General features: G+C 72.3%; 22 protein-coding genes and 1 pseudogene. 17 read left to right on the forward strand and 6 right to left on the reverse strand.

Annotated features, from left to right (window positions below):
* The first annotated feature begins 6 nt into the window (after positions 1-6).
* The 6 genes from ACYVO7_RS15695 to ACYVO7_RS15720 are packed head-to-tail and all read left to right on the forward strand — an operon-like array spanning position 7 to position 5,583.
* Positions 7-807 (forward strand): TIGR04290 family methyltransferase, encoded by an 801-nt coding sequence (locus tag ACYVO7_RS15695; RefSeq protein ID WP_460450895.1) that lies wholly within the window; start codon positions 7-9, stop codon positions 805-807.
* Entirely contained in the window at positions 804-1,751 is a 948-nt protein-coding gene (locus ACYVO7_RS15700) for a glycoside hydrolase 5 family protein (protein WP_460450749.1), read from the forward strand. Before ACYVO7_RS15695 ends, ACYVO7_RS15700 begins: the two co-directional genes overlap by 4 nt.
* Entirely contained in the window at positions 1,748-2,608 is an 861-nt protein-coding gene (locus ACYVO7_RS15705; RefSeq protein WP_460450750.1) for a PIG-L deacetylase family protein, read from the forward strand. The genes ACYVO7_RS15700 and ACYVO7_RS15705 overlap by 4 nt, the downstream gene beginning before the upstream one ends.
* Positions 2,605-3,669: a glycosyltransferase gene (locus ACYVO7_RS15710; protein WP_460450751.1), complete on the forward strand. Its 1,065-nt coding sequence runs from the start codon at positions 2,605-2,607 to the stop codon at positions 3,667-3,669. Before ACYVO7_RS15705 ends, ACYVO7_RS15710 begins: the two co-directional genes overlap by 4 nt.
* Positions 3,666-4,691 carry a GNAT family N-acetyltransferase gene (locus ACYVO7_RS15715; protein WP_460450752.1) on the forward strand — a complete coding sequence of 342 codons (1,026 nt, stop codon included), beginning with the start codon at positions 3,666-3,668 and terminating at the stop codon, positions 4,689-4,691. Before ACYVO7_RS15710 ends, ACYVO7_RS15715 begins: the two co-directional genes overlap by 4 nt.
* Positions 4,684-5,583: a class I SAM-dependent methyltransferase gene (locus ACYVO7_RS15720; protein ID WP_460450753.1), complete on the forward strand. Its 900-nt coding sequence runs from the start codon at positions 4,684-4,686 to the stop codon at positions 5,581-5,583. The genes ACYVO7_RS15715 and ACYVO7_RS15720 overlap by 8 nt, the downstream gene beginning before the upstream one ends.
* Here ACYVO7_RS15720 and ACYVO7_RS15725 read toward each other — a convergent pair.
* Entirely contained in the window at positions 5,580-6,851 is a 1,272-nt protein-coding gene (locus tag ACYVO7_RS15725; protein ID WP_460450754.1) for a DNA topoisomerase IB, read from the reverse strand. The genes ACYVO7_RS15720 and ACYVO7_RS15725 overlap by 4 nt on opposite strands.
* A 107-nt stretch (positions 6,852-6,958) precedes the next feature.
* Between ACYVO7_RS15725 and ACYVO7_RS15730 the strand changes: the two genes are divergently transcribed.
* On the forward strand, positions 6,959-7,804 hold the full coding sequence (locus tag ACYVO7_RS15730) for a phosphatase PAP2 family protein (RefSeq protein WP_460450755.1): 846 nt from the start codon (positions 6,959-6,961) through the stop codon (positions 7,802-7,804).
* A gap of 45 nt (positions 7,805-7,849) precedes the next feature.
* Positions 7,850-8,983: a hypothetical protein gene (locus ACYVO7_RS15735; protein ID WP_460450756.1), complete on the forward strand. Its 1,134-nt coding sequence runs from the start codon at positions 7,850-7,852 to the stop codon at positions 8,981-8,983.
* 114 nt (positions 8,984-9,097) lie between these two features.
* On the opposite strand, the gene ACYVO7_RS15740 is transcribed toward ACYVO7_RS15735, so the two are convergent.
* Entirely contained in the window at positions 9,098-9,310 is a 213-nt protein-coding gene (locus ACYVO7_RS15740; RefSeq protein ID WP_406855049.1) for a hypothetical protein, read from the reverse strand.
* Between the two features lie 103 nt (positions 9,311-9,413).
* Positions 9,414-10,826, reverse strand: a complete 1,413-nt coding sequence (locus tag ACYVO7_RS15745) for an FAD-binding oxidoreductase (RefSeq protein ID WP_460450757.1) — start codon at positions 10,824-10,826, stop codon at positions 9,414-9,416.
* Between the two features lie 166 nt (positions 10,827-10,992).
* Here ACYVO7_RS15745 and ACYVO7_RS15750 point away from each other — a divergent pair, with 166 nt between their 5' ends.
* The 6 genes and pseudogenes from ACYVO7_RS15750 (at position 10,993) to ACYVO7_RS15775 (ending at position 18,923) form a co-directional block, all read left to right on the forward strand.
* Complete coding sequence (locus ACYVO7_RS15750) at positions 10,993-13,332, forward strand: Tex family protein (protein WP_460450758.1); 2,340 nt, start codon at positions 10,993-10,995, stop codon at positions 13,330-13,332.
* 92 nt (positions 13,333-13,424) lie between these two features.
* On the forward strand, positions 13,425-14,999 hold the full coding sequence (locus ACYVO7_RS15755; RefSeq protein WP_460450759.1) for a PAS domain-containing sensor histidine kinase: 1,575 nt from the start codon (positions 13,425-13,427) through the stop codon (positions 14,997-14,999).
* A gap of 179 nt (positions 15,000-15,178) precedes the next feature.
* A complete protein-coding gene (locus ACYVO7_RS15760) occupies positions 15,179-15,637 on the forward strand; it encodes a response regulator (RefSeq protein WP_460450760.1) in 459 nt (152 codons plus the stop codon).
* 57 nt (positions 15,638-15,694) lie between these two features.
* Positions 15,695-17,908 (forward strand): DUF6600 domain-containing protein, encoded by a 2,214-nt coding sequence (locus ACYVO7_RS15765; RefSeq protein WP_460450761.1) that lies wholly within the window; start codon positions 15,695-15,697, stop codon positions 17,906-17,908.
* Positions 17,909-18,050: 142 nt separating this feature from the next.
* Positions 18,051-18,524 (forward strand): annotated as a pseudogene (locus ACYVO7_RS15770) (GNAT family N-acetyltransferase); the annotation flags it as partial.
* A gap of 189 nt (positions 18,525-18,713) precedes the next feature.
* Complete coding sequence (locus tag ACYVO7_RS15775; RefSeq protein WP_460450762.1) at positions 18,714-18,923, forward strand: hypothetical protein; 210 nt, start codon at positions 18,714-18,716, stop codon at positions 18,921-18,923.
* Between the two features lie 9 nt (positions 18,924-18,932).
* On the opposite strand, the gene mtgA is transcribed toward ACYVO7_RS15775, so the two are convergent.
* Positions 18,933-19,613 (reverse strand): monofunctional biosynthetic peptidoglycan transglycosylase, encoded by a 681-nt coding sequence (gene mtgA / locus ACYVO7_RS15780; protein WP_460450763.1) that lies wholly within the window; start codon positions 19,611-19,613, stop codon positions 18,933-18,935.
* A 175-nt stretch (positions 19,614-19,788) separates the two neighbouring features.
* On the opposite strand from mtgA, the gene ACYVO7_RS15785 reads away from it, so the two are divergent.
* Together ACYVO7_RS15785 and ACYVO7_RS15790 are read left to right on the forward strand one after the other, a co-directional pair.
* Positions 19,789-20,715 (forward strand): farnesyl diphosphate synthase, encoded by a 927-nt coding sequence (locus ACYVO7_RS15785; RefSeq protein WP_460450764.1) that lies wholly within the window; start codon positions 19,789-19,791, stop codon positions 20,713-20,715.
* Complete coding sequence (locus ACYVO7_RS15790; protein WP_460450765.1) at positions 20,712-21,428, forward strand: DUF1345 domain-containing protein; 717 nt, start codon at positions 20,712-20,714, stop codon at positions 21,426-21,428. The genes ACYVO7_RS15785 and ACYVO7_RS15790 overlap by 4 nt, the downstream gene beginning before the upstream one ends.
* Here the strand turns inward: ACYVO7_RS15790 and ispG are convergent, their stop codons facing one another.
* A complete protein-coding gene (gene ispG, locus ACYVO7_RS15795) occupies positions 21,429-22,760 on the reverse strand; it encodes a flavodoxin-dependent (E)-4-hydroxy-3-methylbut-2-enyl-diphosphate synthase (RefSeq protein ID WP_460450896.1) in 1,332 nt (443 codons plus the stop codon).
* A gap of 74 nt (positions 22,761-22,834) precedes the next feature.
* Positions 22,835-23,401 (reverse strand): transcriptional repressor, encoded by a 567-nt coding sequence (locus tag ACYVO7_RS15800; protein ID WP_460450766.1) that lies wholly within the window; start codon positions 23,399-23,401, stop codon positions 22,835-22,837.
* Between the two features lie 153 nt (positions 23,402-23,554).
* Here ACYVO7_RS15800 and ACYVO7_RS15805 point away from each other — a divergent pair, with 153 nt between their 5' ends.
* Entirely contained in the window at positions 23,555-24,340 is a 786-nt protein-coding gene (locus ACYVO7_RS15805) for a 3-hydroxybutyrate dehydrogenase (protein WP_460450767.1), read from the forward strand.
* Position 24,341 lies beyond the last annotated feature (1 nt).

Consider the following 24,341-nt stretch of genomic DNA (forward strand, 5'->3'; position numbering starts at 1 on the left):
CTCGCGATGCCGGCCGGCGCGGGCCGGCGGCTGACGCCTGACGAGATCCGCAGCCGGGCCGAGGCGCTCGGCCCGTGGTTCCACAATATCGACCTCAACGGCGTGAAGACCGCGCCGGAGCACTTCCTGGGCGACTACCCCAACGTCAAGTGGAAGAGCTTCGAGGCCGCGATCCCAAAGGATCTCACCGGCAAGACGGTGCTCGACATCGGCTGCAACGCCGGCTTCTACTCGATGGAGATGAAGCGCCGCGGGGCCGCGCGGGTGCTGGGCGTCGACTTCGACGAGGACTATCTGCGCCAGGCGCGCTTCGCCGCCGAGGTGCTCGGCTTCGACGACATCGAGTTTCGCCAGCTCTCCGTCTACGACGTGGGCGCGCTGGGCGAGACCTTCGACGTCGTGATCTTCATGGGCGTCCTCTACCACCTGCGCCATCCGCTGCTGGCTTTGGACCTCATCCGCGAGCATGTCTGCGGCGACCTCATGGTGTTCCAGTCCATGCAGCGCGGCGCCGAGCGGGCCGAGCCCGTGGAGGAGGACTACCCCTTCGCCGAGACCGCGATCTTCGACCGGCCGACCTGGCCCAAAATGCATTTCATCGAACGGAGCTACTCGCAGGACCCCACCAACTGGTGGGCGCCCAACGCGGCCTGCGTGGAGGCGATGCTGCGCAGCGCCGGCTTCGAAATCGTCGAGCATCCCGAGCAGGAGGTCTATCTCTGCCGGGCGGCGCAGAAGAACCCCGACGCCGCGCCGGTCTATCCCGCGCGTCCCGGCGTCGGCCAGGCAACCGGGAGGCAGGCATGATCGAAGCCGCAATGATCTGGAACGAGCCGAACAACAAGTCCCACTGGGACCCCAACCTCGATCCCGATTGGACGAAATTCGCCGAGATGGCGGTGGCGGCCGGCCAGGCGATCAAGGCCGAGAACCCGAACGTGCCGCGCGTGCTCGGCGGCATGTCTCCGATCGATCCGGGCTGGGTGCGCAACATGGCCGGCAAGGGCGTGCTCGACAATGTCGACGCCATTGCGGTGCACGGCTTCCCGCTCGACTGGAACCTCTGGAAGCTCGACGAGTGGCCGGCCAAGATCGACGAGATCAAGGCCGTGACCGACCTGCCGGTCTGGGTGTCGGAGGTGGGCATCTCCACCTTCGGGGCCGAGGAGGTGCAGGTCTGGGGCCTGAAGCGCACCGCCGAGCTGCTGATCGGCAAGGCGCCCCGGATCCACTGGTACAGCCTCTACGACCTGCCGCGGGACTGGCCGGCGACGACGCGCCACCGCGAGGCCGAGGGCTCCTCCTACTACCGGCATTTCTACATGGGCCTGATCCGCGAGGACGGCGCGCCCAAGCCCGCTCTGGAGGCCTTCGGCGACTATGCGCCCGAGATGGGGCTCTGCCAGTGGTTCCACTACCAGGACCACCGGCTCGACGACGCGGTGGCGTGGATGAAGCGCCTCGGCGTCACCTATCTGCGCACGGGGCTCAGCTGGGCCGACAGCTTCCGCCCCAACGCGCTCGACTGGTTCGACCGCCAGATGGAGGCGCTGCAGGACTTCGACGTCACCGTCACCTTCTGCTTCACGCCCGAGCACCGTGGGATCGAGCCTCACCACACCAGCCCGCCGCTCGACAAACAGGAGTTCGCGGATTTCTGCGCCAGCATGATCCGGCGCTACGCGCCGCGAGGCGCGGCCGTGTCCCGACCGCTCGGGCGGGAGCCGCGCCAGGCGGCCCTCGCGCCGTGACGGAGGCGCCCGAGCCCGGCTCCAAGGCGCTGCACGCGCTGGCGCAGCTGGCCGACTCGCGCCGGCCGGAGATCGACGCCTCCCGGATGGCGGCGGTGTTGGCCCATCCGGACGACGAGACGCTGGGCCTCGGCGCCCAGCTGCGCCGGATGCGGGGCCTGCGGCTCGTGCTGGTGACGGACGGCGCGCCGCGCAATCTCGCCGACGCCCGGGCGCACGGGTTCGAGGACGCCGCCGCCTATGCGGCCGCGCGCCGGGGCGAGCTCCAGGCCGCGCTGCGCGAGGGCGGGGCCGAGGACCTCGCCGTCACCTACCTGGACGCGCCGGACCAGGGCGCGGCCGCGGACCTCGCCGCGCTGGCGCGGCGGCTCGCCGCCGAGCTCGCCGGGGTCGAGGTGGTGTTCACCCACGCCTATGAGGGCGGCCATCCCGACCACGACGCGACGGCCTTCGCGGCGCATGCGGCGGCCCGGCTGCTGGCGGTGGACGGCGCGGCTCCTGAGATCGTGGAGGCGCCGTTCTACAGGCTGGGGGACGACGGAGAGATGCTGGCGCAGGACTTCGCGCCCGAGCCGGGCTTGGCCCCGGTCCAGCTCGTGCTCGGTCCCGAGGAGGCCGCCCGCAAGACGCGCATGATGGGCGCGCACGCCACGCAGCGCGCCACGCTCGCCCGCTTCGAGGCGCGGGCCGAGCGCTTCCGCATGGCGCCCGACTATGATTTCACGCGCGCTCCCAACGGCGGCCGCGTCCTGTATGAGCGCTTCCCCTGGGGCATGACGGCGGGGCGCTTCGCCGAGCTGGCGGCCCGCGCGAGCCGCGAGCTGGGCTTCGGCGCCGACGGGGACGACGCGGGATGAGCCTGACCGTGCTCAGCGTGGCCTATCCGTTCGCGCCGGTCGGGCCCGACGCGGTGGGCGGCGCGGAGCAGATCCAGGCGGCGCTCGACGCCGCCGTCGTGGCGGCGGGCTGGCGGTCCATCGTCGTCGCGCAGGCCGGCTCGCAGGTGAGCGGACGGCTGGAGCCGACCCTAGCGGTGGACGGCCAACTGACCGAGCAGGCGCGGGCCGCGGCGCGCCGGCGTCACCGCGAAGCCATCCTGGCCGTCCTGCGGCGCGAGCCCGTGGACCTGATCCACTTCCACGGCGTGGACTTCGCCGAATGCCTGCCCGACGTCCCCGGCCTTCCGCCCATGCTGGCCACCCTGCACCTGCCGGCGGCCTGGTATCCGCAGGAGATCTTCCGGCCCGGGAAGGAACGCCTGTGGCTCAATCCGGTGTCGCGGACGCAGGCCGGGACCTGCCCGGCGTCGCCGCGGCTGCTCGCCCCGATCCCGAACGGCGCGCCCGTGCGGGCCCTCCAGGCACGCCACGCGCGGCGGGGCTTCGCCCTGATGCTCGCCCGCATCTGCCCGGAAAAGGGCGTCCATCTCGCGCTCGACGCCGCGAAGGCGGCTGGCGTTCCGCTGATCGTCGCGGGCGAGCTGTTCGCCTACGCCGAGCACCAGGACTATTTCGCCCGCGAGGTCGCGCCGAGGCTCGACGCCCTGCGGCGCTTCGTCGGCCCGGTGGGATTCGCGCGCAAGCGCCGGCTCCTCTCGGCGGCGCGGTGCCTGCTGGTCCCGGCCCTGGCCGAGGAGACCAGCTCGCTCGTCGCCCGGGAGGCGATCGCATGCGGCGCGCCGGTGATCGCGTTCCGGCGCGGCGCGCTGCCCGAGACCGTGGACGACGGCGAGACGGGGTTCATCGTCGACGACGTCGCCGGCATGGCTGCGGCGATCGGGCGCGCCGGGATGATCGATCCTGAGCGCTGCCGCCAGGTGGCGCGAGAGCGCTTCTCGCTGGAGGCGATGACCGGCCGCTATCTCGATCTCTACGCGCGCCTCGCCGGCGCCGGCCGGATCCGGGAGGGCGCGGCGTGAGCGGCCTCATGGCGGAGACGATCCGGAGCGCGCAGGGGCTGGCCGCGCTGGAGCCGGCCTGGTGGGCGCTCTGGCGGCGCTCGCCGGACGCCGCTCCCTTCCTGTCCCCGGCCTGGCTGCTGCCCTGGTGGGAGGCGTTCGCGCCGGGCCGGCTGGCCACGATCGCGGTGTGGCGCGGGGCCGATCTGGTCGGACTGGCGCCGCTCTATGTCGAGGACGGACCCGAGGGCGGCCGGCGCCTGCCTGTCGGCGTCTCGCTCAGCGATCAGCTCGACGTGCTGGCGGATCCCGCCGAACGCGGCGCCGTCCTGGCGGCGCTGGCGGACGCGGCGGCGCAGCGGCCCGAGCCGCTGCTGTGGCTCGAGCTGGCGCCCGGCGCCTGCGCCTGGGACGCGCCGGTCCCGCCCGGGTGGCGGGAGGAGCGCGGCGAGGGCGAGGCCTGTCCGGTCCTGTCGCTCGCCGGCGCATGCGGCGACGGCGGGCGCGACGCAGACGGGACGCCGCTCGCCGTGCCGGCCCGCAAGCGCCGCAAGCTGCGCATGGCGAGCCATCGGGCCGAGCGGCGCGGGGCGGTCCGCATCGAGACGGCGGAGGACGTGGGCTGCGCCCCGTTCCTGGCCGAACTGGAGCGGCTGCACGGCGCCCGCTGGACGTCGCGGGGCGAGGCCGGAGTCCTGGCGGACGAGGCGGTGCGGGCCTTCCACCGCCGCGCGCTGCCGCGGCTGATGGCGGCGGGGCTGGCCGAGACCGCGCTTCTGCGCATCGGCGGCGTGGCGGCGGGCGCCTATTACGGGCTGCGCGACCAGCGCCGCTCCTACGCCTATATCGGGGGATTCGACCCCGACTTCGCCCGCGAGAGCCCCGGCGCGATCCTGCTGGGCCGCGCCATCGCGGCCGCGGCGGACCGGGGGGCGGAGGCCTTCAGCTTCCTGCGCGGCCGGGAGGACTACAAATATGACTGGGGCGCGGCGGACCGCCTGAACGGCTGGCGCCGCCTGTCGCCGGAGCGGCCGGATGGCTGAGGCCGCGGCCCTTCGGGCGGCGCTCGCCGGGGCGGCGCAGGCCGGGCGCCCGGCGCATCTCGGGCTCATGCACGTGCTCATGGCGGCCGGGAGCGAAAGCGAGGCCCGGGCGGCGCTCCATGGCGCGATCCTGGCCGCGCAGGGCGAGGCGCGCGCGCGGCTGGAGGCGGTCCAGCGCGTCTGGGCCGTCCAGCCGCAGGCTTGGGGCGTGGTCCGCGCCGTCCTGGCCGAGGCCCGGCACGACGCCGCCGCCGAGGAGGCCGGGGTCGCCGTCGCCCAGTGGGCGAAGGCGTTCGACCGGCTGGCCGCAGACAGGCCGGAGGCGGGCGTCGCCCTGTACGCGCTGGGCGATCCCGCGCTGCTGGCGGCGGCCAGCGCCGAAATCGTCGACGCCCTGGCGGGCTGGGGCCTGCTGGGGCCGGACCGCGCCGTCCTCGACCTCGGCTGCGGGATCGGGCGGCTGACCGGGCTGCTCGCCGGCCGCTGCGGGCTGGCGGTCGGCGCCGACGTCTCGGGCGGGATGCTGGCCGAGGCGGCGCGGCGGAGCGGGTCCGACGGCAGGCCCGGCTATGTGCAGGTGTCGGGGCGGGACCTGCGGGCCTTCCGCGACGAGGCCTTCGACCTCGTGCTCGCGGTCGACGTCTTTCCCTATCTGGTGCAGGCGGGGGAAGGGCTGGCGCGGGACGGCGTCGCCGAGGCGGCGCGCGCGCTGCGGCCGGGCGGCGCCCTCGTGGTCGCCAACCTGTCCTACCGGGGCGACGACGAGCGCGACGCGGCCGACCTCGCCGCATGGGCGGACGAAGCCGGGCTGCGCGCCGTGACTGCGCCCGAGCGGCCCTTCGGCCTGTGGGACGGGCTCGTCTTCCGCTACCGCAAGGACGGCCGGCGTTAGGCGGCGGTCGCGGCGGCCGGATCGCGCCGTCCCGAAGCCTTCGCGTTTCCGGAGCCCCGGGTCTTGCGGACGGGCTTGGCCTTCTCCTTGACGGCCTTCTCCTGGACGGCGTCCTCGGCCACGGCCTCGACCGAGGCCTCCAGCCGCGACCGCAGGTCCTGCTTGAGCCGGCGCTGGAGCAGCACCAGGAGGGCCGCCTCCTCGGGCTTCAGCTTCTCCAGATTGTCGCGCAGCTCGGCGTCGACCTCGTCCTCGATGCTCTCCAGCAGCGAGCCGTCCAGATAGGCGCTGAACACCTCCGGGTGGACGTAGCATTTGCGGCAGATGGTCGGCGTGTTGCCCAGCCGCGTGGCGACGCGCTCGACCGCCGCCTTGATGGTCTTCTTGGTGCGGGCCTGCTGGTCGACGAGCTCGAACTCCTTGAGCGTCATCGCGGCCAGTACGGTCCCGGCCCAGGTGCGGAAGTCCTTGGCGGTGACGTCCTGCCCGGTGGCCTCCTTCAGATAGGCGTTGACGTCCGCCGACGTGACCGGCTGGCGTTCGCCGTTCTCGTCGTAATACTGGAACAGGTGCTGCCCGGGGATGTCCTGGCAAGCCTTGACCAGCTTGGCGATGCGCCGGTCCTTGACCTTGAGCTTCCAGGTCTTGCCGCTCTTGCCCTTGAACTCGAAGCGCAGTTCCTGGCCGTCGATCTTGACGTGCCGGTCGCGCAGCGTGGTGAGGCCGTAGCTCTTGTTCTGCTTGGCGTAGTCGGCGTTGCCGATCCGGATCAGCGTGTTCTCGAGAAGGTGGACCACGGTGGCCAGCACCTTGTCGCGGGGCAGGCCGCGCTTGGCCATGTCGGCGTCGATGCGCTCGCGCAGCACCGGCAGGCACTTGGCGAAGTCCAGCATGTGCTCGAACTTGTCGCCGTCGCGCACCTCGCGCCAGCGCGGATGGTAGCGGTACTGCTTGCGCCCCTTGTCGTCGCGCCCGGTCGCCTGGATGTGGCCGTTCGGATCGGGGCAGATCCAGACATCCGTATAGGCCGGCGGGATCGCGAGCTTGCGGATGCGCTCCAGCGCGTCCTTGTCGCGGATCGCCTTGCCGTCGAGGCCCAGATAGGTCACCCCCTTGCCGGACTTGCGCCGGCGGAAGCCCGGCTCCTCGTCCGACACGTAGCGCAGCCCCGCCTGCTCGGCGGCCTCGCGCTGGGATTCGTTGGAGGCCTGCTCGAGCGGACTGGCCTCGGCGGCGTCGTCGGGGAGATCGGAGGGCTGGGAATCCATGGCGGGGGCGTCCACATTCGGTCCGGTGCAACCCGCCGCAAGGATCGCGGGTTCCCGGCCGGATCGTCGCAATCCGCCGCAGCCCGGACCCTTGCAGGAGCGTCATCGTGGATTTCACAAGCCTGAGGGCACGTTTCGGCGGCCTGGGCGGCCTCAAGGACCGCTTCCGGCTCGAACTCGGCTCGGTGCTGGCCCTCTCGGTGGCGGCGGGGGGCCTGTTCGCCTTCGCGCGCATCGCCGACGAGGTGGTGGAGGGCGACACTCACGGCTTCGACCGGGCGGTGATGCTCGCTTTGCGGGCGGCCGGGGACACCAACGATCCCGTCGGGCCGGCCTGGTTCGAGAGCGCCATGCGGGATGTGACCTCGCTCGGCAGCGTGACCGTGCTGGCGATCCTGACGCTCGCGGCCATCGCCTATCTGCTGATGGACGGCAAACGCGGGGCCGCGCTGCTGGTCGCGGGCTCGATCGGGGGCGGGACGCTGCTCTCCAGCGTGCTGAAGTTGGGCTTCGAGCGCCCCCGCCCGGACCTCGTCGCCCATATGGTGGACGTGCACACGCTGAGCTTTCCGAGCGGGCACGCCATGATGTCGGCCGTCACCTACCTGACGCTGGGCGTGCTGCTGGCCCGCGTCAGCGGCAAGCGGCGCGTCAAGGTCTTCGTGGTCGCGCTCGGCGTGCTGCTGACGCTCGCGGTCGGGGGCAGCCGCGTCTATCTCGGCGTCCACTGGCCCACGGACGTGCTGGCGGGGTGGTCCGTCGGGGCGGCGTGGGCGATGATGTGCTGGCTCGTGGCGCGGCGGCTGCAGCAGAAGGGCAAAGTGGAGCGGCCGGACGCGCCCGCGGGCTCGGGTCCGATGGACGGCCAGGGCGGAGACCCCGCCGTGGCGGGCAAGCCCGACGATTTGCAACCCTTGATGGCCAAAGACGCCCGGGTGGTAACCAATCGGTAAACAGATGGGGTTAACGCTTCATGGAGGTTCACCTGAGACGCCGCCATGACGACCTCATCCATGACGACTTCGTGCCTCGTCCCGTCGTCCTCGACGGAAACCGATACGCCTCCCGTCGCGGTCGAGGCGCTCGCCCCAGCGCCCGACGCGGCCGCCCAGCCTGAGTCCCCGGCGCCTGCGCCCGAAACGGCCTCCGCGCCCGAGATCGCCTGCGCGCCCGAGGCGAGGCCCGCGCCCAAGCCGGCCCCGCAGGACGTGCCCAAGAGCGTGCTCGCCGCGCAGGCGGCGCTGATGCGGGCCCGCGCCAAGGCGGCCGCCCAGAACGTCCGCACCGTCTCCATCGGCCCGCGCTGGCCCATCGCGGCCGCGGTCGCGATCGCCGCCTGCCTGGGCGCCGTCGGGGGCGCGACGATGTCCTCCCGGCGCGCCGCCGCCGACCTGGCCGTGGCGCAGCGCGAGGCCGAGGACCTGCGCAGCATGACGGCCATCATGCAGTGGAAGGGGACCGGCGCGCCGGCTCCCGGCGTCCGCGAGCAGCAGAAGCTCGCCGCCGACCTGCGCAGCCTGAAGGCCTCGGTCGACCTGCTGAAGGCGGGAGTCGACCGCAGCGCGGCCGGCGACGACGTGCGGGCGCTCGACCGGAAGGTCGCGGCGCTGCGGGACGCGGCCGAAAAGGCCCGCGCGGACGCGGCCGGCTCCGCCAGCCAGATGGCGGCGCAGATGGAGAGGGTGAAATCGGAGACCGGCGTCGCCCTGGCGCAGCTGAGCTCCCAGGTCGGCCGTTTCGAGCAGGCCCAGCGCGAGCCCTTCGCCAAGGTCGCCGCCATGGTGGAGCGCCTCGACCGCATCGAGCGCCAGATCGGCCCGACCACGACCGCGTCGATCGCGCCGGCTCCGGCCGCGGTCCGGGACGCAGCTCCGGTCGCGCCCGCCGGGATCCCGGCGGCGCCGCCGGCCCCGGCGCCCGTCGTTGAGGCGAAGGCGCCCGCCAAGGCGGAGGGCCTCAAGGGGTGGTCGGTGCGCGGCGTCTATAACGGCGTCGCGGTGCTGGAAGGTCCGGGCGGCTTCTTCGAGGTGGCGCGCGGCGACGTGCTGCCGGGCGTCGGGCGGATCGACGCGATCGAGAAGAAGGGCAAGACCTGGACGGTGGTGACCAGCCGCGGCGTCGTCGGCGGCTGAAAGCCCCACCCCTGAAAAAGCATCACCCCGCGCTCTTTCGAACGCGGGGTGATCGCCCCAGTGCCCCCACCGTGGTTTGGACCAGCGCCGCGCATGGGCGACGCGCTGGTCGCGTCAGTCCTTGCCGTGCGCGTTGCGCCGCGCCAGCGCGACGTGATGCAGATGCTCGTGCGTGGCTTCCGGCATGCGGAAGCCGAAGCCGCCCGCGAGATCGGGCGTCTGGCCCAGCCGGGAATTCACGAAGCCTTCGCGGGGCCAGCGCACATGCGTCGAGACGCCGATCTTGCGCTTGCCGAGGGGCCGTCCGGAAGGATGTCTCTTCGACACGGGCGTTCTCCGAATAACGTCCCAGACTTAGACGGTCTGAACGCTCGCGCCATTAGGAAAACACCTTACCGGATGCAAAATACTGCGCCAGTGCGGCTCAGTCTCAGTCTGCGGGAAGCACTTTCCCGGGATTCAGCAGATTATCGGGGTCGAGCGCCGACTTGATGAGGCGCATGACATCCACCGCGGCGTCTCCGTGCTCGGCGCGCAGATATTTGGACTTGCCTGAGCCGACTCCATGCTCGCCCGTACAGGTGCCGTGGAGCGCGAGCGTGCGGTCCAGCAGCAGGCCGTTCAGGCGCTCGGCTTCGGCGAGCTCGGCCGGATCGTCGACGTCGATGAGGAAGCCCATGTGGAAATTGCCGTCGCCGACATGGCCCAGGCTGGTGACGTAGAAGGGCGCGTCCTTGGTCTGCTCGCGCATGTACAGGATGAGCTCGGGCAGGCGCGAGATGGGCACGCAGGCGTCCGTGCTCCAGGACTTGGCGCCGGGCCGCATGGCCAGGCAGGCGTAGTGGATGTCGTGCCGGGCCTGCCAGAGGCGGCTGCGCTCCTCGGGGGTCGTCGCCCACTGGAAGTTCTGGCCGCCATTGCCGAGCGCCAGCTCGCGGACGCGCTCGGCCTGTTCGGCGACGCCCGCCTCGGTGCCGACGAACTCGAAGAACAGGGTCGGCTGCTCGGGATAGTCGAGCTTGGAGTAGCGGTTCACCGCCGTCATGCTGCGGTCGTCGAGGAACTCGACCCGCGAGATCGGCACGCCGGACTGGATGGTCTCGATGGCGGTCTGCACCGCCGAGCCGACGTCCGGAAAGGCGCAGACCGCGGCCGACATCGCCTCCGGGATGCCATAGAGCTTCACCGTCACCTCGGTGATGAGGCCGAGCGTGCCTTCCGAGCCGACGAAGAGCCGCGTGAGGTCGTAGCCGGCCGAGGACTTTCGGGCCCGGCTGGCGGTCTTGACCACTCGGCCGTCGGCCAGCACCACCGTGAGGGCGAGCACGTTCTCCCGCATGGTGCCGTAGCGGACCGCGTTGGTGCCGGAGGCGCGGGTCGCCGCCATGCCGCCGAGGCTGGCGTCGGCGCCGGGATCGACCGGGAAGAACAGCCCGGTGTCGCGCAGATAGGCGTTGAGCTGCTTCCTGGTGACGCCGGCCTGGACGGTGGCGTCGAGGTCCTCGGCGTTGACCTCGACGATCGCGTTCATGCGCTTCATGTCGATGGTGACGCCGCCCTCGAGCGCGGCGACATGGCCCTCCAGCGAGGTGCCGGTCCCGAACGCCACGATGGGCGCGCCGGCCTCGGCGCAGAGCTTCACGATGGCGCTGACCTCTTCGGTCGACACCGGATAGCAGACGGCGTCCGGCGCGGCGACGGCGTGGTACGACTCGCCCCGGCCGTGGTGCTCGCGTTCCGAGGCCGAGGTGGAGCAGCGGTCGCCGATAAGGTCCCGCAGGCGCGCGACAAGGGTCGCGGTGCGGTCTTCCGGCAGTCTCCGGAGGGGGGCGTGCTGGGCCATGGGGGGTGTCCTCGGGTGCTTCGGCGTGCGGCCCTCTTCGCGTAAGCAGCCGCCGCCGGCTTGGCAAGGGCCTCGCGGTCCGCCCGGCGGCTTTGCCCGATCGGCCGCGCGCGCTACAAGCGCGGCCCCGGCGCGGCCCGGGCGATTCCCAGCGTGGAGGCTTGCGATGCAGTCCATCAATCAGCGTATCGCGGACGACATCCGGTGCGAGGAGCGGCAGGTGGAAGCGGCCGTCGCGCTGCTGGACGGCGGCGCGACCGTGCCGTTCATCGCCCGCTACCGCAAGGAGGCCACGGGCGGGCTGGACGACGCGCAGCTGCGCACCCTGGAGGAGCGGCTGCGCTACCTGCGCGAGCTGGAGGAGCGCCGCACGGCGATCATCGAGTCGGTGCGCGAGCAGGGCAAGCTCGAGGCCGGGCTGGAGCGCCAGCTGCGGGAGGCCGACAGCAAGGCCCGGCTGGAGGATCTCTACCTGCCCTACAAGCCCAAGCGCCGGACCAAGGCGCAGATCGCCCGCGAGGCGGGGCTGGAGCCCCTGGCGGACGGCCTGCTGGCCGACCCGCAGCGCGATCCGCGCCGCGAGGCGAAGGCCTATGTGGACGCCCAGAAGGGCGTCGCCAGCGTGGACGAAGCCCTGGAGGGCGCGCGGTCCATCCTGGTGGAGCGCTTCTCGGAGGACCCGGAGCTGATCGGCCGGCTGCGCGAGGAGTTCTGGAGCAAGGGCCGCGCGATCTCCTCCGTGCGCGCCGGCAAGAAGACCGAGGGCGCCAAGTTCGCCGACTATTTCGATTATCACGAGCGGCTGACGAAACTGCCGTCGCACAGGATCCTGGCGCTGTTCCGCGGCGAGAAGGAGGAGATCCTGGACCTGCGGCTCGAAGCCGAGGAGGAGCCCGCGGGCCCGGCCGCGGCGCGCCAGCCGGGCGCCTTCGAGCTCGCCATCGCGCACCGGTTCAACGTGGCCGACCGGGGCCGGCCGGCGGACAAGTGGCTCATGGACGTCGTGCGCTGGGCCTGGCGCACCAAGATCCAGGTGCATATCGGCCTCGATCTGAGGATGCGGCTGTGGCAGCAGGCCGAGGACGAGGCGGTGCGGATCTTCGCCGGCAATCTGCGCGACCTGCTGCTCGCCGCCCCGGCGGGCGCGAAGGCCACCATGGGCCTCGATCCCGGCTACCGGACCGGCGTCAAGGTCGCGGTCGTGGACCGGACCGGCAAGGTGGTCGACACCGGCGTGATTTATCCGCACGAGCCGCAGCGCCGCTGGGACGAGGCGATCGCGCTGCTGGCCGCGATGGCGCGGCGCCACCAGGTGGAGCTGATCGCGATCGGCAACGGCACGGCCTCGCGCGAGACCGACAAGCTCGCCGGCGAGCTGATCGCCAAACATCCCGAGCTGAAGGCGTCCAAGATCGTGGTGTCGGAGGCGGGGGCGTCCGTCTATTCGGCCTCGGCCTATGCGTCCCTGGAGCTGCCCGAGCTCGACGTCACGCTGCGCGGCGCGGTCTCGATCGCCCGGCGCCTTCAGGACCCGCTGGCCGAGCTCGTCAAGATCGACCCGAAGTCGATCGGCGTCGGGCAGTACCAGCACGACCTCGCCGAGTTCAAGCTGTCGCGCTCGCTCGACGCCGTGGTGGAGGACTGCGTCAACGCGGTCGGGGTGGACGTCAACATGGCCTCCGCGCCCCTGCTGGCGCGGGTGTCGGGCGTCGGCGAGACGCTGGCGCAGAACATCGTCGCCCATCGCGACGAGAACGGCCCGTTCCGGACCCGCGCGGCGCTGAAGAAGGTGGCCCGGCTCGGCCCGAAGGCCTTCGAGCAGTGCGCCGGCTTTCTCCGCATCCAGGACGGCGACGACCCGCTCGACCGCTCCGGGGTGCATCCGGAGGCCTATCCGGTGGTGCGCCGGATCATCGAGGCGACGAAGAGCGACATCCGGGCGCTCATCGGCAACGCCACGCTGCTGCGGGGGCTCTCGCCCCGGCAGTTCACCGACGACAGCTTCGGCGCGCCGACCGTGACGGACATCCTGAAGGAGCTGGAGAAGCCGGGGCGCGACCCCCGGCCGGCCTTCAAGACGGCGACCTTCAAGGACGGCGTCGAAACCATCGGCGACCTGCGCGCCGGGATGGTGCTGGAAGGCGTGGTCACCAATGTGGCGGCCTTCGGCGCCTTCGTCGACGTCGGCGTGCACCAGGACGGGCTGGTCCACATCTCGGCGCTGTCGAAGACCTTCGTGAAGGACCCGCGCGACGTCGTGAAGCCCGGCGACATCGTCAAGGTGAAGGTGCTGGAGGTCGACAAGGCGCGAAAGCGCATCTCGCTGACCATGCGGCTCGACGACCCGGCCGAGGGGCGCCCGTCCCGGGAGCGCGGCGCCGAGCCGGGCCGGGCCCCGAAGGCGGCCGCGTCCCCGCCGGCCGCGGCCCGCGGCCCGGGCGCGAACCCGTTCGCGGACGCGTTCAAGAAAGCGGGGCTCGACGGCAAGGCGCCGGGCCGGCGCTGACCCGCGAGGCTCCGGCTTCGCCTTGACCGGGCCGCGCCCGACCCCGCATCATGGCTCTCGAACGGCCGTGACGCGCCGGGTCCGGAGGGCCCATGGACCAGAGCGCCGAAACCGGAGCCGCCCCGCCCGAGGCGGGCCAGGAGCACTCCCAGCCGGGGCTCTCGGGCGCCGGCGACACCAGCGCCCTGCGCGAGCCCGATTCGGCGCTCCTGCGCACCATCCTGGACAGCATCCCGGGACGCGTCGCCTTCGTCGACTGGAACGAGCGCTACGTCTATGTGAACCGCGAGTTCCTGGCCTTCCACGGCAAGCGGCCCGACGAGGTGGTGGGCCGCTTCGTCTGGGAGGTGCTGGGACGGGCCGCCTATGACCAGATCAAGCCCTATACGCCGCGCATCCGGGCCGGCGAGGTCGTGCGGTGGGAAGGCTGGATCACCTATGCGGGGAACCGGCGGCGCTACATCCAGCAGACCTACACGCCCTATTCGCCCGGCGGCGGCGAACCGCAGGGCAACATCGCCTTCGGGCGCGACCTCACCGATCTGAAGGCCCGCGAGCAGGAGCTGGCCGAGCGCACGGCGCTCAACAGCGCCATCGTCGCGTCGACGCTCGACTGCCTCGTGGCGGTGGACGAGGCCGGGCTGACGGTGGAGTTCAATCCCGCCGCGGAGGCGGCCTTCGGGTACAGCCGCGCCGAGGCGCTCGGGCGGCCCGTGATGGACGCCATCATGGGCGGCGCCGGGCGGCCCTCGTTCCTGTCCGCCGTGGAGGCGCGGGACGGCGGGGCGCTGGGGCGGCGGGCCGAGATCCAGGCCGTCTGCAAGGATGGGCGGGTCCTGCCCATGGAGTTCGCCGTGACCGAGGCCTCGCTGTCGGGCCGGCGGCTCTTCATCATCCACCTGCGCGACCTGACGGAGGCGAGGGCCGCCGAGGCCGAGATCGAGCGCCAGCGCAAGCAGCTCAGCCAGATCGAGAAGGTCTCCGCCATGGGCGCGCTGCTGGCGGGCGTGGCCCACGAGCTCAACAATCCGCTCGCGATCCTGCTGGCGCAGTCGACGCTGCTGGTCGAACGGGCGCAGACCGAGGACGTGCGCGCCCGGGCGCAGCGCATCCAGGCGGCGGCCGAGCGCTCCGGCCGGATCGTGCGCAGCTTCCTGTCGATGGCCCGCGAGGCGTCGCCGCGGCGCGGTCCGGTGCGGCTGAACGACCTCGTCACGGCGACGCTCGACCTGCTGAGCTACGGCCTGCGCGCCGCCCATGTCGAGGTCTCGCTCGACCTCGACCCGGACCTGCCGGTCATCAGCGCGGACGGCGACCTGATCGGGCAGGTGCTGTCCAACCTTCTGGTCAACGCCCAGCAGGTCCTGCAGGAGCAGGCCGGCCCGCGACGCGTCACCGTGCGCACGCGCCGCGACGACGCGGGCGTCGTGCTCGAGGTCGAGGACAACGGCCCCGGCGTCCCGAACGACATCGCCGAGAAGATCTTCGACCCCTACTACACCACCAAGGCGCCGGGCGTCGGCACCGGCATCGGGCTGGCGATCTGCCGCAACGTGCTGGGCGCGCATGGCGCCAGCATCGCCCTGGACCAGGCCGGCCGCCGTGACGGCGGAGCGCTGTTCCGGGTGGCGTTTCCGCCCTCCGTCGCCGCGCCGTCGGGCGGGTAGGGGCGCCGTTCGGTCAGGCTGGTTAACGGCTCGTTGACCATAAGCCTACAAGTTGAATCAAAGGCCGAACGACCGGCGGGGGCCCGCGTTTGCTTGGGGAAGAACGGCTCGCGAAGGATGCGCGGCCCATGGCGTCGAGGCGGCCCGAACGGCCCGGCGGCGCGCCAGCAGGAGGGGTCATGATCGCCTTGTCGGATGCGAAGTCTCCCGCTCACGCGGCCGCTTGCGACCTGCCCGCCGCGTTCGCGAGCGGGGTCCCGCGCGTGCTCGTGGTCGAGGACGACGCCTTGCTGCGGGCCTATGCGTGCGAAGTCCTCGCGGACGAGGGCTTTGCGGTGGCGGAGGCCTGCGACGCCTGCGAGGCCTTCCGGGCGCTGGTCGCGGGGCGGGTGGACCTCCTGGTGACGGACATCGATCTCGGGGCCGGGCCGGACGGCCTGGAGCTCGCCCGCTACGCCGCGCTCGCCCATCCGGGCCTCCCGGTGCTCTACACGTCGGGCCGCGCCCAGGTGGACCCGGACGACCGCGTCGCCGGATCGAGGCTGCTGCCCAAGCCCTTCCGGCCCTCGGCGCTGGCCCAGGCCGCGGCCGATCTGCTCAAGGCGGGGCGAATCGCCGCAGTGCAGCGTTTCGCATAGGGAACAACAACCGGGGGGTCGCGTTTCCTGCTCCGACAACGCCTCGGAGGACTCCTTATGGCCAAACGCAGCGACTTCTTTTCAGGCGCGGCCCTCGCGGCGCTCTTGACCGCGGCCGCCGTTCTGGCGCCCGGCGTCGGCGCGCAGGCGCAGACCAGTTCGGGCTCTTCGGCCGCCACCGCGCCGGCTGGAAGCGGCTCTCGGTCCGGGGCGGAAAGCCCATCATCCGCCCGCGACGCGGCCCCCAAGGCCGAGATGCGGCGCAACAACGCCCAGTCCGGCGCCCGCGAGACGCCCGGCTCGCATGAGCAGGCCGCCGGGAGCGGCCATGCCGGGCCGCCCAATTCCGGCGCCCTGTCCGGAGATCCGACCCGCTCCAGCGCCGAGCGCGGCAAGGCGCGGGACGCGCAACCGACCGACCAGGCGCGCTCCGCCACGCAGAACGGCGGCTCCGCCGCGTCCCCCGGCCAGAACGGCGGCTCGGCGGCCTCGGCGGCTCGCCAGGGCGGCGACCTCGGCCAGAACGCGTCCGTCAAGGTCACGGTGGACGAACTGCGCGACCGGGTGCGCGACAATGGCGAGTATGTGCGGATCGACAAGCTGGGCGAGGCTTTCCGGCCGCGCGGCGTCGACCGGGGCTGGAAGCCCTACACGAACGGCCACTGGATCTTCAACGAGAAGGTCGGCTGGTACTTCGAGTCGGACGAGCCCTGGGCCGAAGTGACCTATCATTACGGCCGCTGGTACGACGATCCCGACCAGGGCTGGGTCTGGGTGGCCGACACCGAATGGGCCCCGGCCTGGGTGGAATGGCGCCGCAGCAAGGAGCATGTCGGCTGGCGTCCGCTGCCGCCGGACAACGCTCCGAAGGTCGCCCGCGCCTCCGGCAAGTCGAAGTCCACGACCACCACGACGACGACCCGCCGCGGCGGCGGCTCCAGCGTCGAAGAGGAGGAGTGGGTGTTCGTGCCGACGCGCGACATCACGGCGGAGCGGATCACCGAAGTCGAGGTGCGCCCGGAGCGCGTCACCGAGATCTACACCGAGACGCGCCCCATCGGCCGCGTCGAGCGGCGCGGCTCCATCGCGGTGAACTTCGCGATCCAGCCGACGGTGATCGAGCGCGAGACCAATATCCGGATCCAGTCGCGCAACCTGCCGCGGGCCGAAACCGTCGCCGTGCCGGCGCAGGTGCGGGAGATCTCGACCGAGGCAAGGTCGACCGGCGCCGACTCCGCCACGTCGCGCTCGGCCACCACGGGCGGCGCCTCGGACCGGCAGGGGCAGAACGGCCAGCCGGCCACGGGTTCGGCGGATACGAGTCGGCCCTCGACGACGCAGCCGGCTTCGCCCGGCGCGGCGCCGTCGGGCTCCGCGGCGGCGCCCTCGGGACAGACCTCGCCCGGCGAGAAGCCCGCCTCCAGCGCCTCTACGGGCGGCGCGTCCGGAGACAAGGCCGGAACGACCGCGGCCAATCCCACGCCGGATTCCAAGTCGTCCGCCTCGTCGGCGGCCCGCTCCGGCGAGCCTTCGAGGTCCGGCGAAGCCGCCAAGTCTGATGCGGCCAAGTCTGATGCGGCCAAGTCGGAGGCGGCCAAGTCTGATGCGGCCAAGTCCGGCGAGGCGGCCAAGTCGGAGGCCGCCAAGGCTGAACCCGGCAAGTCGGAGGCTGCGAAGTCCACGGCCGAGCAGGGTCAGGGCGACCGCGCCCGCAAGCAGTCCGCCGCCGGCAAGGCGGATGAGACCGCGAAGCCCGCCGCGCAGGCCGAGAAGGCCGGCGAGAAGGGCAAGACGGGCCGCAGCGCGGCCGAGCGCGCCAAGGCCGGGGACAAGGACACGGCCGGCAAGGCTTCGTCCGAGACGGATCAGCCCGGCTCGAAGGCCGCCACCGCGAGCCCGTCCGGGTCCGAGGACAAGGCCAGGAGCGCCGAGAGCAAGGCCGAGGAGAAGGGCGCTTCGTCGCGGTCCAACGCGGCGGCCGAGAAGCGCTCGCCGGGCGCGGCTCCGTCGTCGACCGCGCAGGAGCGCAGCGGCTCGGGCGCCAAGCCCGCCGGCGAGTCGGCCGAGCGCCGCAGCGGCGAGGCCTCGCCCCAGCGGGCCCAGGGCCGTTCAGCCCCCGGCTCCGACGTGACGACGGGCGCGACGCGCGGCGGCCCGGAGGCCGGCGAGAAGGCCGGCGGCGGGCGCTCCGGCGGCGCATCGGCCGGAGGCGCGTCCGCGTCGCCGTCCGGGGCCGGGGGCGGCGCGCGCAAGCCGAGCACGGACGAGTGAGGGATCAGGGCTTCGGCCCGCACGAGTAGTCAGGTCGACGGTTCGCCGTCTTCCGCAGCCAACCCCGGGGCCTCGCGCTCCGGGGTTTTTTTGCGCGCCGGCTCGCCTAGGATGCGATCCAGGGAGACGAGACATGGCGGAACTGCGACTGCGCGAGCACAGGCCGGGCGACATGGGCTGGGTGATCCACCGCCAGGCGGCGCTCTACTGCCAGGAATATGGCTGGAACGAGGAGTTCGAGGCGCTGCTGGCCGAGATCGCGGCGGCGTTCATCCGCGAGTTCAAGCCGGGCCGCGAGCGCTGCTGGATCGCCGAGCGCGACGGGAAGACGCTCGGGTCCGTGTTCCTGGTGCGCGACACGGACGAGGTCGCCAAGCTGCGCATGCTCTATGTCGAGCCGTCGGCGCGAGGGCAGGGCGTGGGGCGGGCCCTGGTCGCCGAATGCCTGCGCTTCGCCCGCGCGGCCGGCTACCGCAGCGTGACGCTCTGGACCAACGACATCCTGACGGCGGCCCGCAAGATCTACGTGGACGAGGGCTTCAGGCTGGTCTCGGAGGAGAGGCACCGCAGTTTCGGCCAGGATCTCGTCGGCCAGTATTGGCGCCTCGATTTGTGAGGACCCCGCCCGTCCTCGGCGGAGGCGCTGCCCGAAATCGGACAATGTTGCGCCTTTCGGCGGTCCGATTGGCTCGTCATCTTTTGTTAACCGCGAATCAACGTGCGCTGGCGCACATGCGATCCGCCCGGAATGGTTAACGTTGCGTCAAGGCGGCCCCGCTTCGGGTCGCGACGCCAGGAGGCGAGCATGACGGTTCTGACGGCCGAAGCGTTGCACCGGGATCCCGAGGGGATCGCCCGCCTGCGCGCCGTGCTGGCGACCGCTCCCGGATACGCCGACCGCTGCGAGGCCGCAGCCTCGCGCAACTTCATGGCCGGCGCGGCGGCGTCGATCCGCCGGGGCGGGGCGTTTCTCGGGCGGCGGTCCCTGCCGACCCCGGCCCTGTGCCAGCGCTGACCCTCCACCCTACCGACTCCGGCCGACCTGCACGCACTGAACCCACGGCTCCGCGTCGCCGAGCTGTCCCGACAGCTTCGCGGCGAGGCGCTGCAGACCGCGGCTAGGCTTGGCGGGGTTGCGCTTCAGCGGATTGGGCAGCGACTTCGTCAGCAGCGTCGCCTCGCGCACGCTGAGGTCGGCGGCGCTCTTGCCGAAATAGACCTGCGACGCCGCCTCCGCGCCGAACACGCCCGGACCCCATTCGGCGATGTTCAGATAGACCTCCATCACGCGCCTCTTCGACCAGACGAGGTCGAGCCACAGCGCCAGCGGCAGCTCCAGGCCCTTGCGCACATAGGATCGCGACGGCCACAGGAAGAGGTTCTTGGCCGTCTGCATGGTGATGGTCGAGGCGCCGCGCGACGGCCCGTCCTCGTCCGCGTCGCCCAGCACGGTGCGCAACGCGTCCCAGTCCACGCCGTCATGCGAGCAGAACCGCGCGTCCTCGGACAGGATGACGGCGTGCACGAGACGGGGCGAGATCGCCTCCATGGGGACCCAGCGCCGGTCCACCGGCTTCAGGGTCGCCCAGCGTCCCAGCATCAGGGTGGAGACGGGCGGAACGACCGCGTCAAGCAGCGTCACTGCGACCAGGACGCCCGCGAGCCCCAGCGTCAGCGCCAGGATCCAGCGAACGATCCGCCCCAACCAGCCCAGCGATGATCTGCGACGTGCGATCGGGCGCCCCATGTGCCGTTGACCACGGAGCCTTGACGCATTCCCCGGCGTCAGGCAAGCGGCGAGGGTTCGGCGCGGGCGTTTGCGCTAGGATGCGCGGCCGGGCCAGTCGACTGGACTCGCCCGCCTGACAGGGAGGGCGCCCATGACGGCGGATTTCGAGGCTCGTCTCATCGCGGGCGCTGCGGAGGTGGAGCGCATGCTCGACGGTCTGCTCGGACCCGAGCCGCTGGCGGGAGAGATCGCCCGGCCGGCGCGCCTGCTCGACGCGATGCGCTACGCGGCGCTCGGGGGCGGCAAGCGGCTGCGTCCGTTCCTGCTGGTCGAGACGGCGCGCATGTGCGGGCTGGAGGGCGAAGCGGCCCTGCGCGCCGCCGCGGCGCTGGAGATGGTCCATTGCTACTCGCTCGTGCATGACGACCTGCCCTCCATGGACGACGACGACATGCGCCGTGGCCGGCCGACGCTGCACCGCGCGCAGGACGAGGCGACCGCCATCCTGGCCGGCGACGCGCTGCTGACGCTGGCCTTCGACGTGATGGCCGACGAGGCCACGCATCACGACGCGCAGGTGCGGGCCCATCTCGTGCTGGGGCTCGCCCGGGCCGCGGGGCTTGGCGGCATGGCGGGCGGCCAGATGCTCGACCTGGAGGCCGAGGGCCGCTACGGCGAGGCGGGCGCTGGCGCGATGGACCCCAACGACGTGCGCCGCCTCCAGGCCATGAAGACGGGAGCGCTGCTGGCCTTCGCGGCCGAGGCCGGGGCCATGATGGCCGGAGCGGACGCCGACGACCGCGCCTCCATCCTGGCCTACGGCAAGGCGCTCGGGGCGGCGTTCCAGGTCGCCGACGACATCCTCGACGTCGAGGCCAGCCCGGACGCGATGGGCAAGGCCACCGGCAAGGACGCGGGCCGGGGCAAGGCCACGCTGGTCGCCGCGCTCGGCCTCGACGAGGCCAAGGCGGAGCGCGACCGGCTCGCGCTCGCGGCGGAGCTCGCCCTGGCGGGCTTCGGGCCGGAGGCGGACGTCCTGCGCGAAGCGGCGCGGTTCGTGATCGCGCGCACGTCGTGAGCGAACCGGGACACGCGAAACGCGCGGGCGGCGGCCGGACCCTCCCCGATCGCCTGAAGCGCATCGTCCAGGCGCGGGGGCGGCTGCTGGCGAGCGCGGCCGTCGCTGGCGCGACCCTGCTGGCGCTCCCCGGCGCGCTGCGTTTCAGCACCCGCCTGCTGATCGCGTGGGACCTGGGGACCCTGCTCTATATCGGCCTCATCGTGACGATGATCCGGCAATCGGACGTGGACGACATCCGCAGCCGGGCCGCGGCCTATGACGAGAACCGCTTCACCATCCTGCTGTTGATCGTGGGGGCCACCATGGCGAGCTTCGCCGCAATCGTGGTGGAGCTGGTCAACGGCCGCAGCGCGGGAGCGCTGCAGGCCGGGCCGATGGCCCTGGCGGGCGCGACGGTGCTGCTGTCCTGGACGTTCACGCACTTCGTCTTCGCGATGCACTACGCCCACGAGTTCTACGCCTGCGAGGACCAGAAGGAGCGGCAGGGGCTGATTTTCCCCGGCGAGACCGAGCCGGACTACTCCGACTTTCTGTATTTCTCCTTCGTGATCGGATGCGCGGCCCAGACCGCCGACGTGGACGTCACCGGCGCCGGCATGCGCAGCATCGTGCTCGTGCATGGGGTCGTGTCGTTTCTGTTCAACACCGCCATCCTGGCGCTGACGATCAATATCGCGGCGGGGCTGATCGGCTCGGGCCCGGGAAGCTAGCTATTCGGCGGCGGTCTGGGCCGCGGGGGCGCTGGTCGCGCCTGAGACGCCGTAGCGGCGCTCGATGTAGTCGCCGACCATGGACTTGAACTCCGCCGCGATGCCGGGCCCGCGCAGGGTCGCGGCCTTCTGGCCGTCGATGAAGACGGGCGCGGTCGGGGTCTCGCCCGTGCCGGGCAGCGAGATGCCGATGTCGGCGTGCTTGGACTCGCCCGGGCCGTTCACGATGCAGCCCATGACGGCGACGTTGAGGTTCTCGACGCCGGGATATTGCGCCTTCCACTCCGGCATCGACGTCGAGATCCAGTCCTGGATGTCGCGCGCCAGCTCCTGGAACACGGTGGAGGTGGTGCGGCCGCAGCCGGGGCAGGCGGCCACCAGCGGCACGAAGGTGCGAAAGCCCATCGTCTGCAGGAGCTCCTGCGCGACCTTGACCTCCAGGGTGCGGTCGCCGCCCGGCTCGGGCGTGAGCGAGACCCGGATCGTGTCGCCGATGCCTTCCTGCAGCAGCACCCCCATGGCGGCGGACGACGCCACGACGCCCTTGGAGCCCATGCCGGCCTCGGTGAGGCCGAGATGCAGGGCGTAGTCGGAGCGCCGCGCCAGCATGCGGTAGACGGCGATCAGCTCCTGCACGGCCGAGACCTTGGCGGACAGGATGATCCTGTCCTTGGGCAGGCCGATCTCCTCGGCGCGCTGCGCCGACAGCAGCGCCGACTGCGCCATCGCCTCGCGGGTCACCGCGCGGGCGTCGAGCGGCGTCGCCGACGCGGCGTTGAGGTCCATGAGATGCGTCAGCAAGGCCTGGTCGAGCGAGCCCCAGTTCGCGCCGATCCTGACCGCCTTGCCGTACCGGATGGCGAGCTCGACGATGGCGCCGAACTGGCGGTCCTTCTTCTCCTTGAAGCCGACATTGCCCGGGTTGATCCGGTATTTGTCGAGCGCCTGGGCGCAGGCCGGATGGTCGGCCAGGAGCTTGTGGCCGATATAGTGGAAGTCGCCCACGAGCGGGACGGACACGCCCCGCCGGTCGAGCCGCTCGCGGATATGCGGGACGGCGGCGGCGGCCTCATCCCGGTCCACGGTGATCCGGACCAGCTCGGAGCCGGCGCGCGCCAGCGCCGCCACCTGCGCCACCGTGGCGTCGATGTCGGCGGTGTCGGTGTTGGTCATGGACTGGACCACGACCGGCGCGCCGCCGCCGACCAGCACGGCGCCGACCCGGACCCCGACGGTGCGCAGGCGCTCCGCCGCGCCGGAGGCGACGGGCGGCGGCAGGCCCTCTTGCGGCGGCGCGCCCTGGAGCGGCGAACTGGCCTGCGGTGCGGCGATGGTCATGGCGAAGTCCTGACTCTCAAGCGGCTCGGCGACTCTTCGGGAAGGGGTGCGACAGGGCGCCGGCGCGGTCAAGCGCGACCCGCGCGCGTCGCCTGCGCCGGCTCGCCGCAATGGGCGCAGCAGCCGGCGAGTTCGATGACGTTGGCGCTGGGCCTGAAGCCCTGGGCCGCCGCCAGATGGGACAGCGCGCCGCGCAGTTCGTCGGAGACCGCCTCGTCCACCCCGCCGCATTCCTCGCAGATCATGAACACGACGAGATCGCCGGGCGCATGGTGGAAGGGGCAGGCGATGAAGGCGTTCCGGCTCTCCAGCTTGTGGACGAAGCCGTTCTCCAACAGGAAATCGAGCGCCCGGTAGACCGTGATGGGGGCGAGCCGCTTGGCACCGCCCTCCGCGGCCAGGCGGTCGATGAGGTCGTAGGCGCTCATGGGCCGGTGCGTGGCGTAGAGCGCGTTGAGCACCTGACGGCGGATCGGCGTGAGCCGCAGGCCGCGCGCTGCGCAGGCGCTCTCCGCCTCGGCGAGGGCGGCCGGGCCTCGGGCGGCGTGGTCCTGCGCATGGGCGCAGCCGCCCTCGCCGGGATGGTGCGCGTGCTCGTGATGATGGCCCGCTCGGGGCAGGGCGTGTTCGGCCATGAGGTCCTCTACGCCCCTTTATGTAGCACGCCCGCCCGCCGCAGCCACCTGCAACGCGGCCATGCCTTGACTTCATGCTGCAGCGCCACAGAAAAAGGTGCGGGGGTTTGCTGCGCCTGCGAACACGCGTCGCGTCCAGCCAGGAGTTCTCTCATGTCGCTCGCCAACAAGACCGCCGTCGTCACGGGCTCCACGTCCGGCATCGGGCTCGCCATCGCCCGCGCCCTCGCCAAGGACGGGGCGAACGTCGTCATCAACGGCTTCGGCGACGCCGCCGCGATCGAGGCCGAGCGGGTTGGGATCGAGGCCGAGTTCGGCGTCAAGGCCGCCTATTCGGCCGCCGACATGACGAAGCCGGACGAGATCGCCGCCATGATCGCGCAGGCCGAGGCCCGCTTCGGGTCCGTCGACGTGCTGGTGAACAACGCCGGCATCCAGTTCGTCGCCCCGATCGAGGAGTTCCCGGTCGACAAGTGGAACGCCATCCTGGCGATCAACCTGTCCGCCGCCTTCCACGCCATCCGGGCCGCCGTCCCGGGCATGAAGGCGCGCCGATGGGGGCGCATCATCAACACCGCCTCGGCCCATTCGCTCGTGGCCTCGCCCTACAAGGCCGCCTACGTCACCGCCAAGCACGGGCTGGCGGGGCTGACCAAGACGGCGGCGCTGGAGCTGGCCACCTTCGGGGTGACGGCGAACTGCATCTCGCCCGGCTATGTGTGGACGCCGCTGGTGGAGAAGCAGATCCCCGAGACCATGCAGGCCCGCGGCATGACGCGCGAGCAGGTGATCCACGACGTGCTGCTGCAGGCGCAGCCGACCAAGCAGTTCGTCACCGTCGAGCAGGTCGCCGCGCTGGCGCTGTTCCTGTGCGGCGACGCGGCCGCCCAGATCACCGGCGCCAATCTCTCGGTCGACGGCGGCTGGACGGCGGAGTGAG

This window comes from Alsobacter sp. SYSU BS001988 (assembly GCF_054796215.1).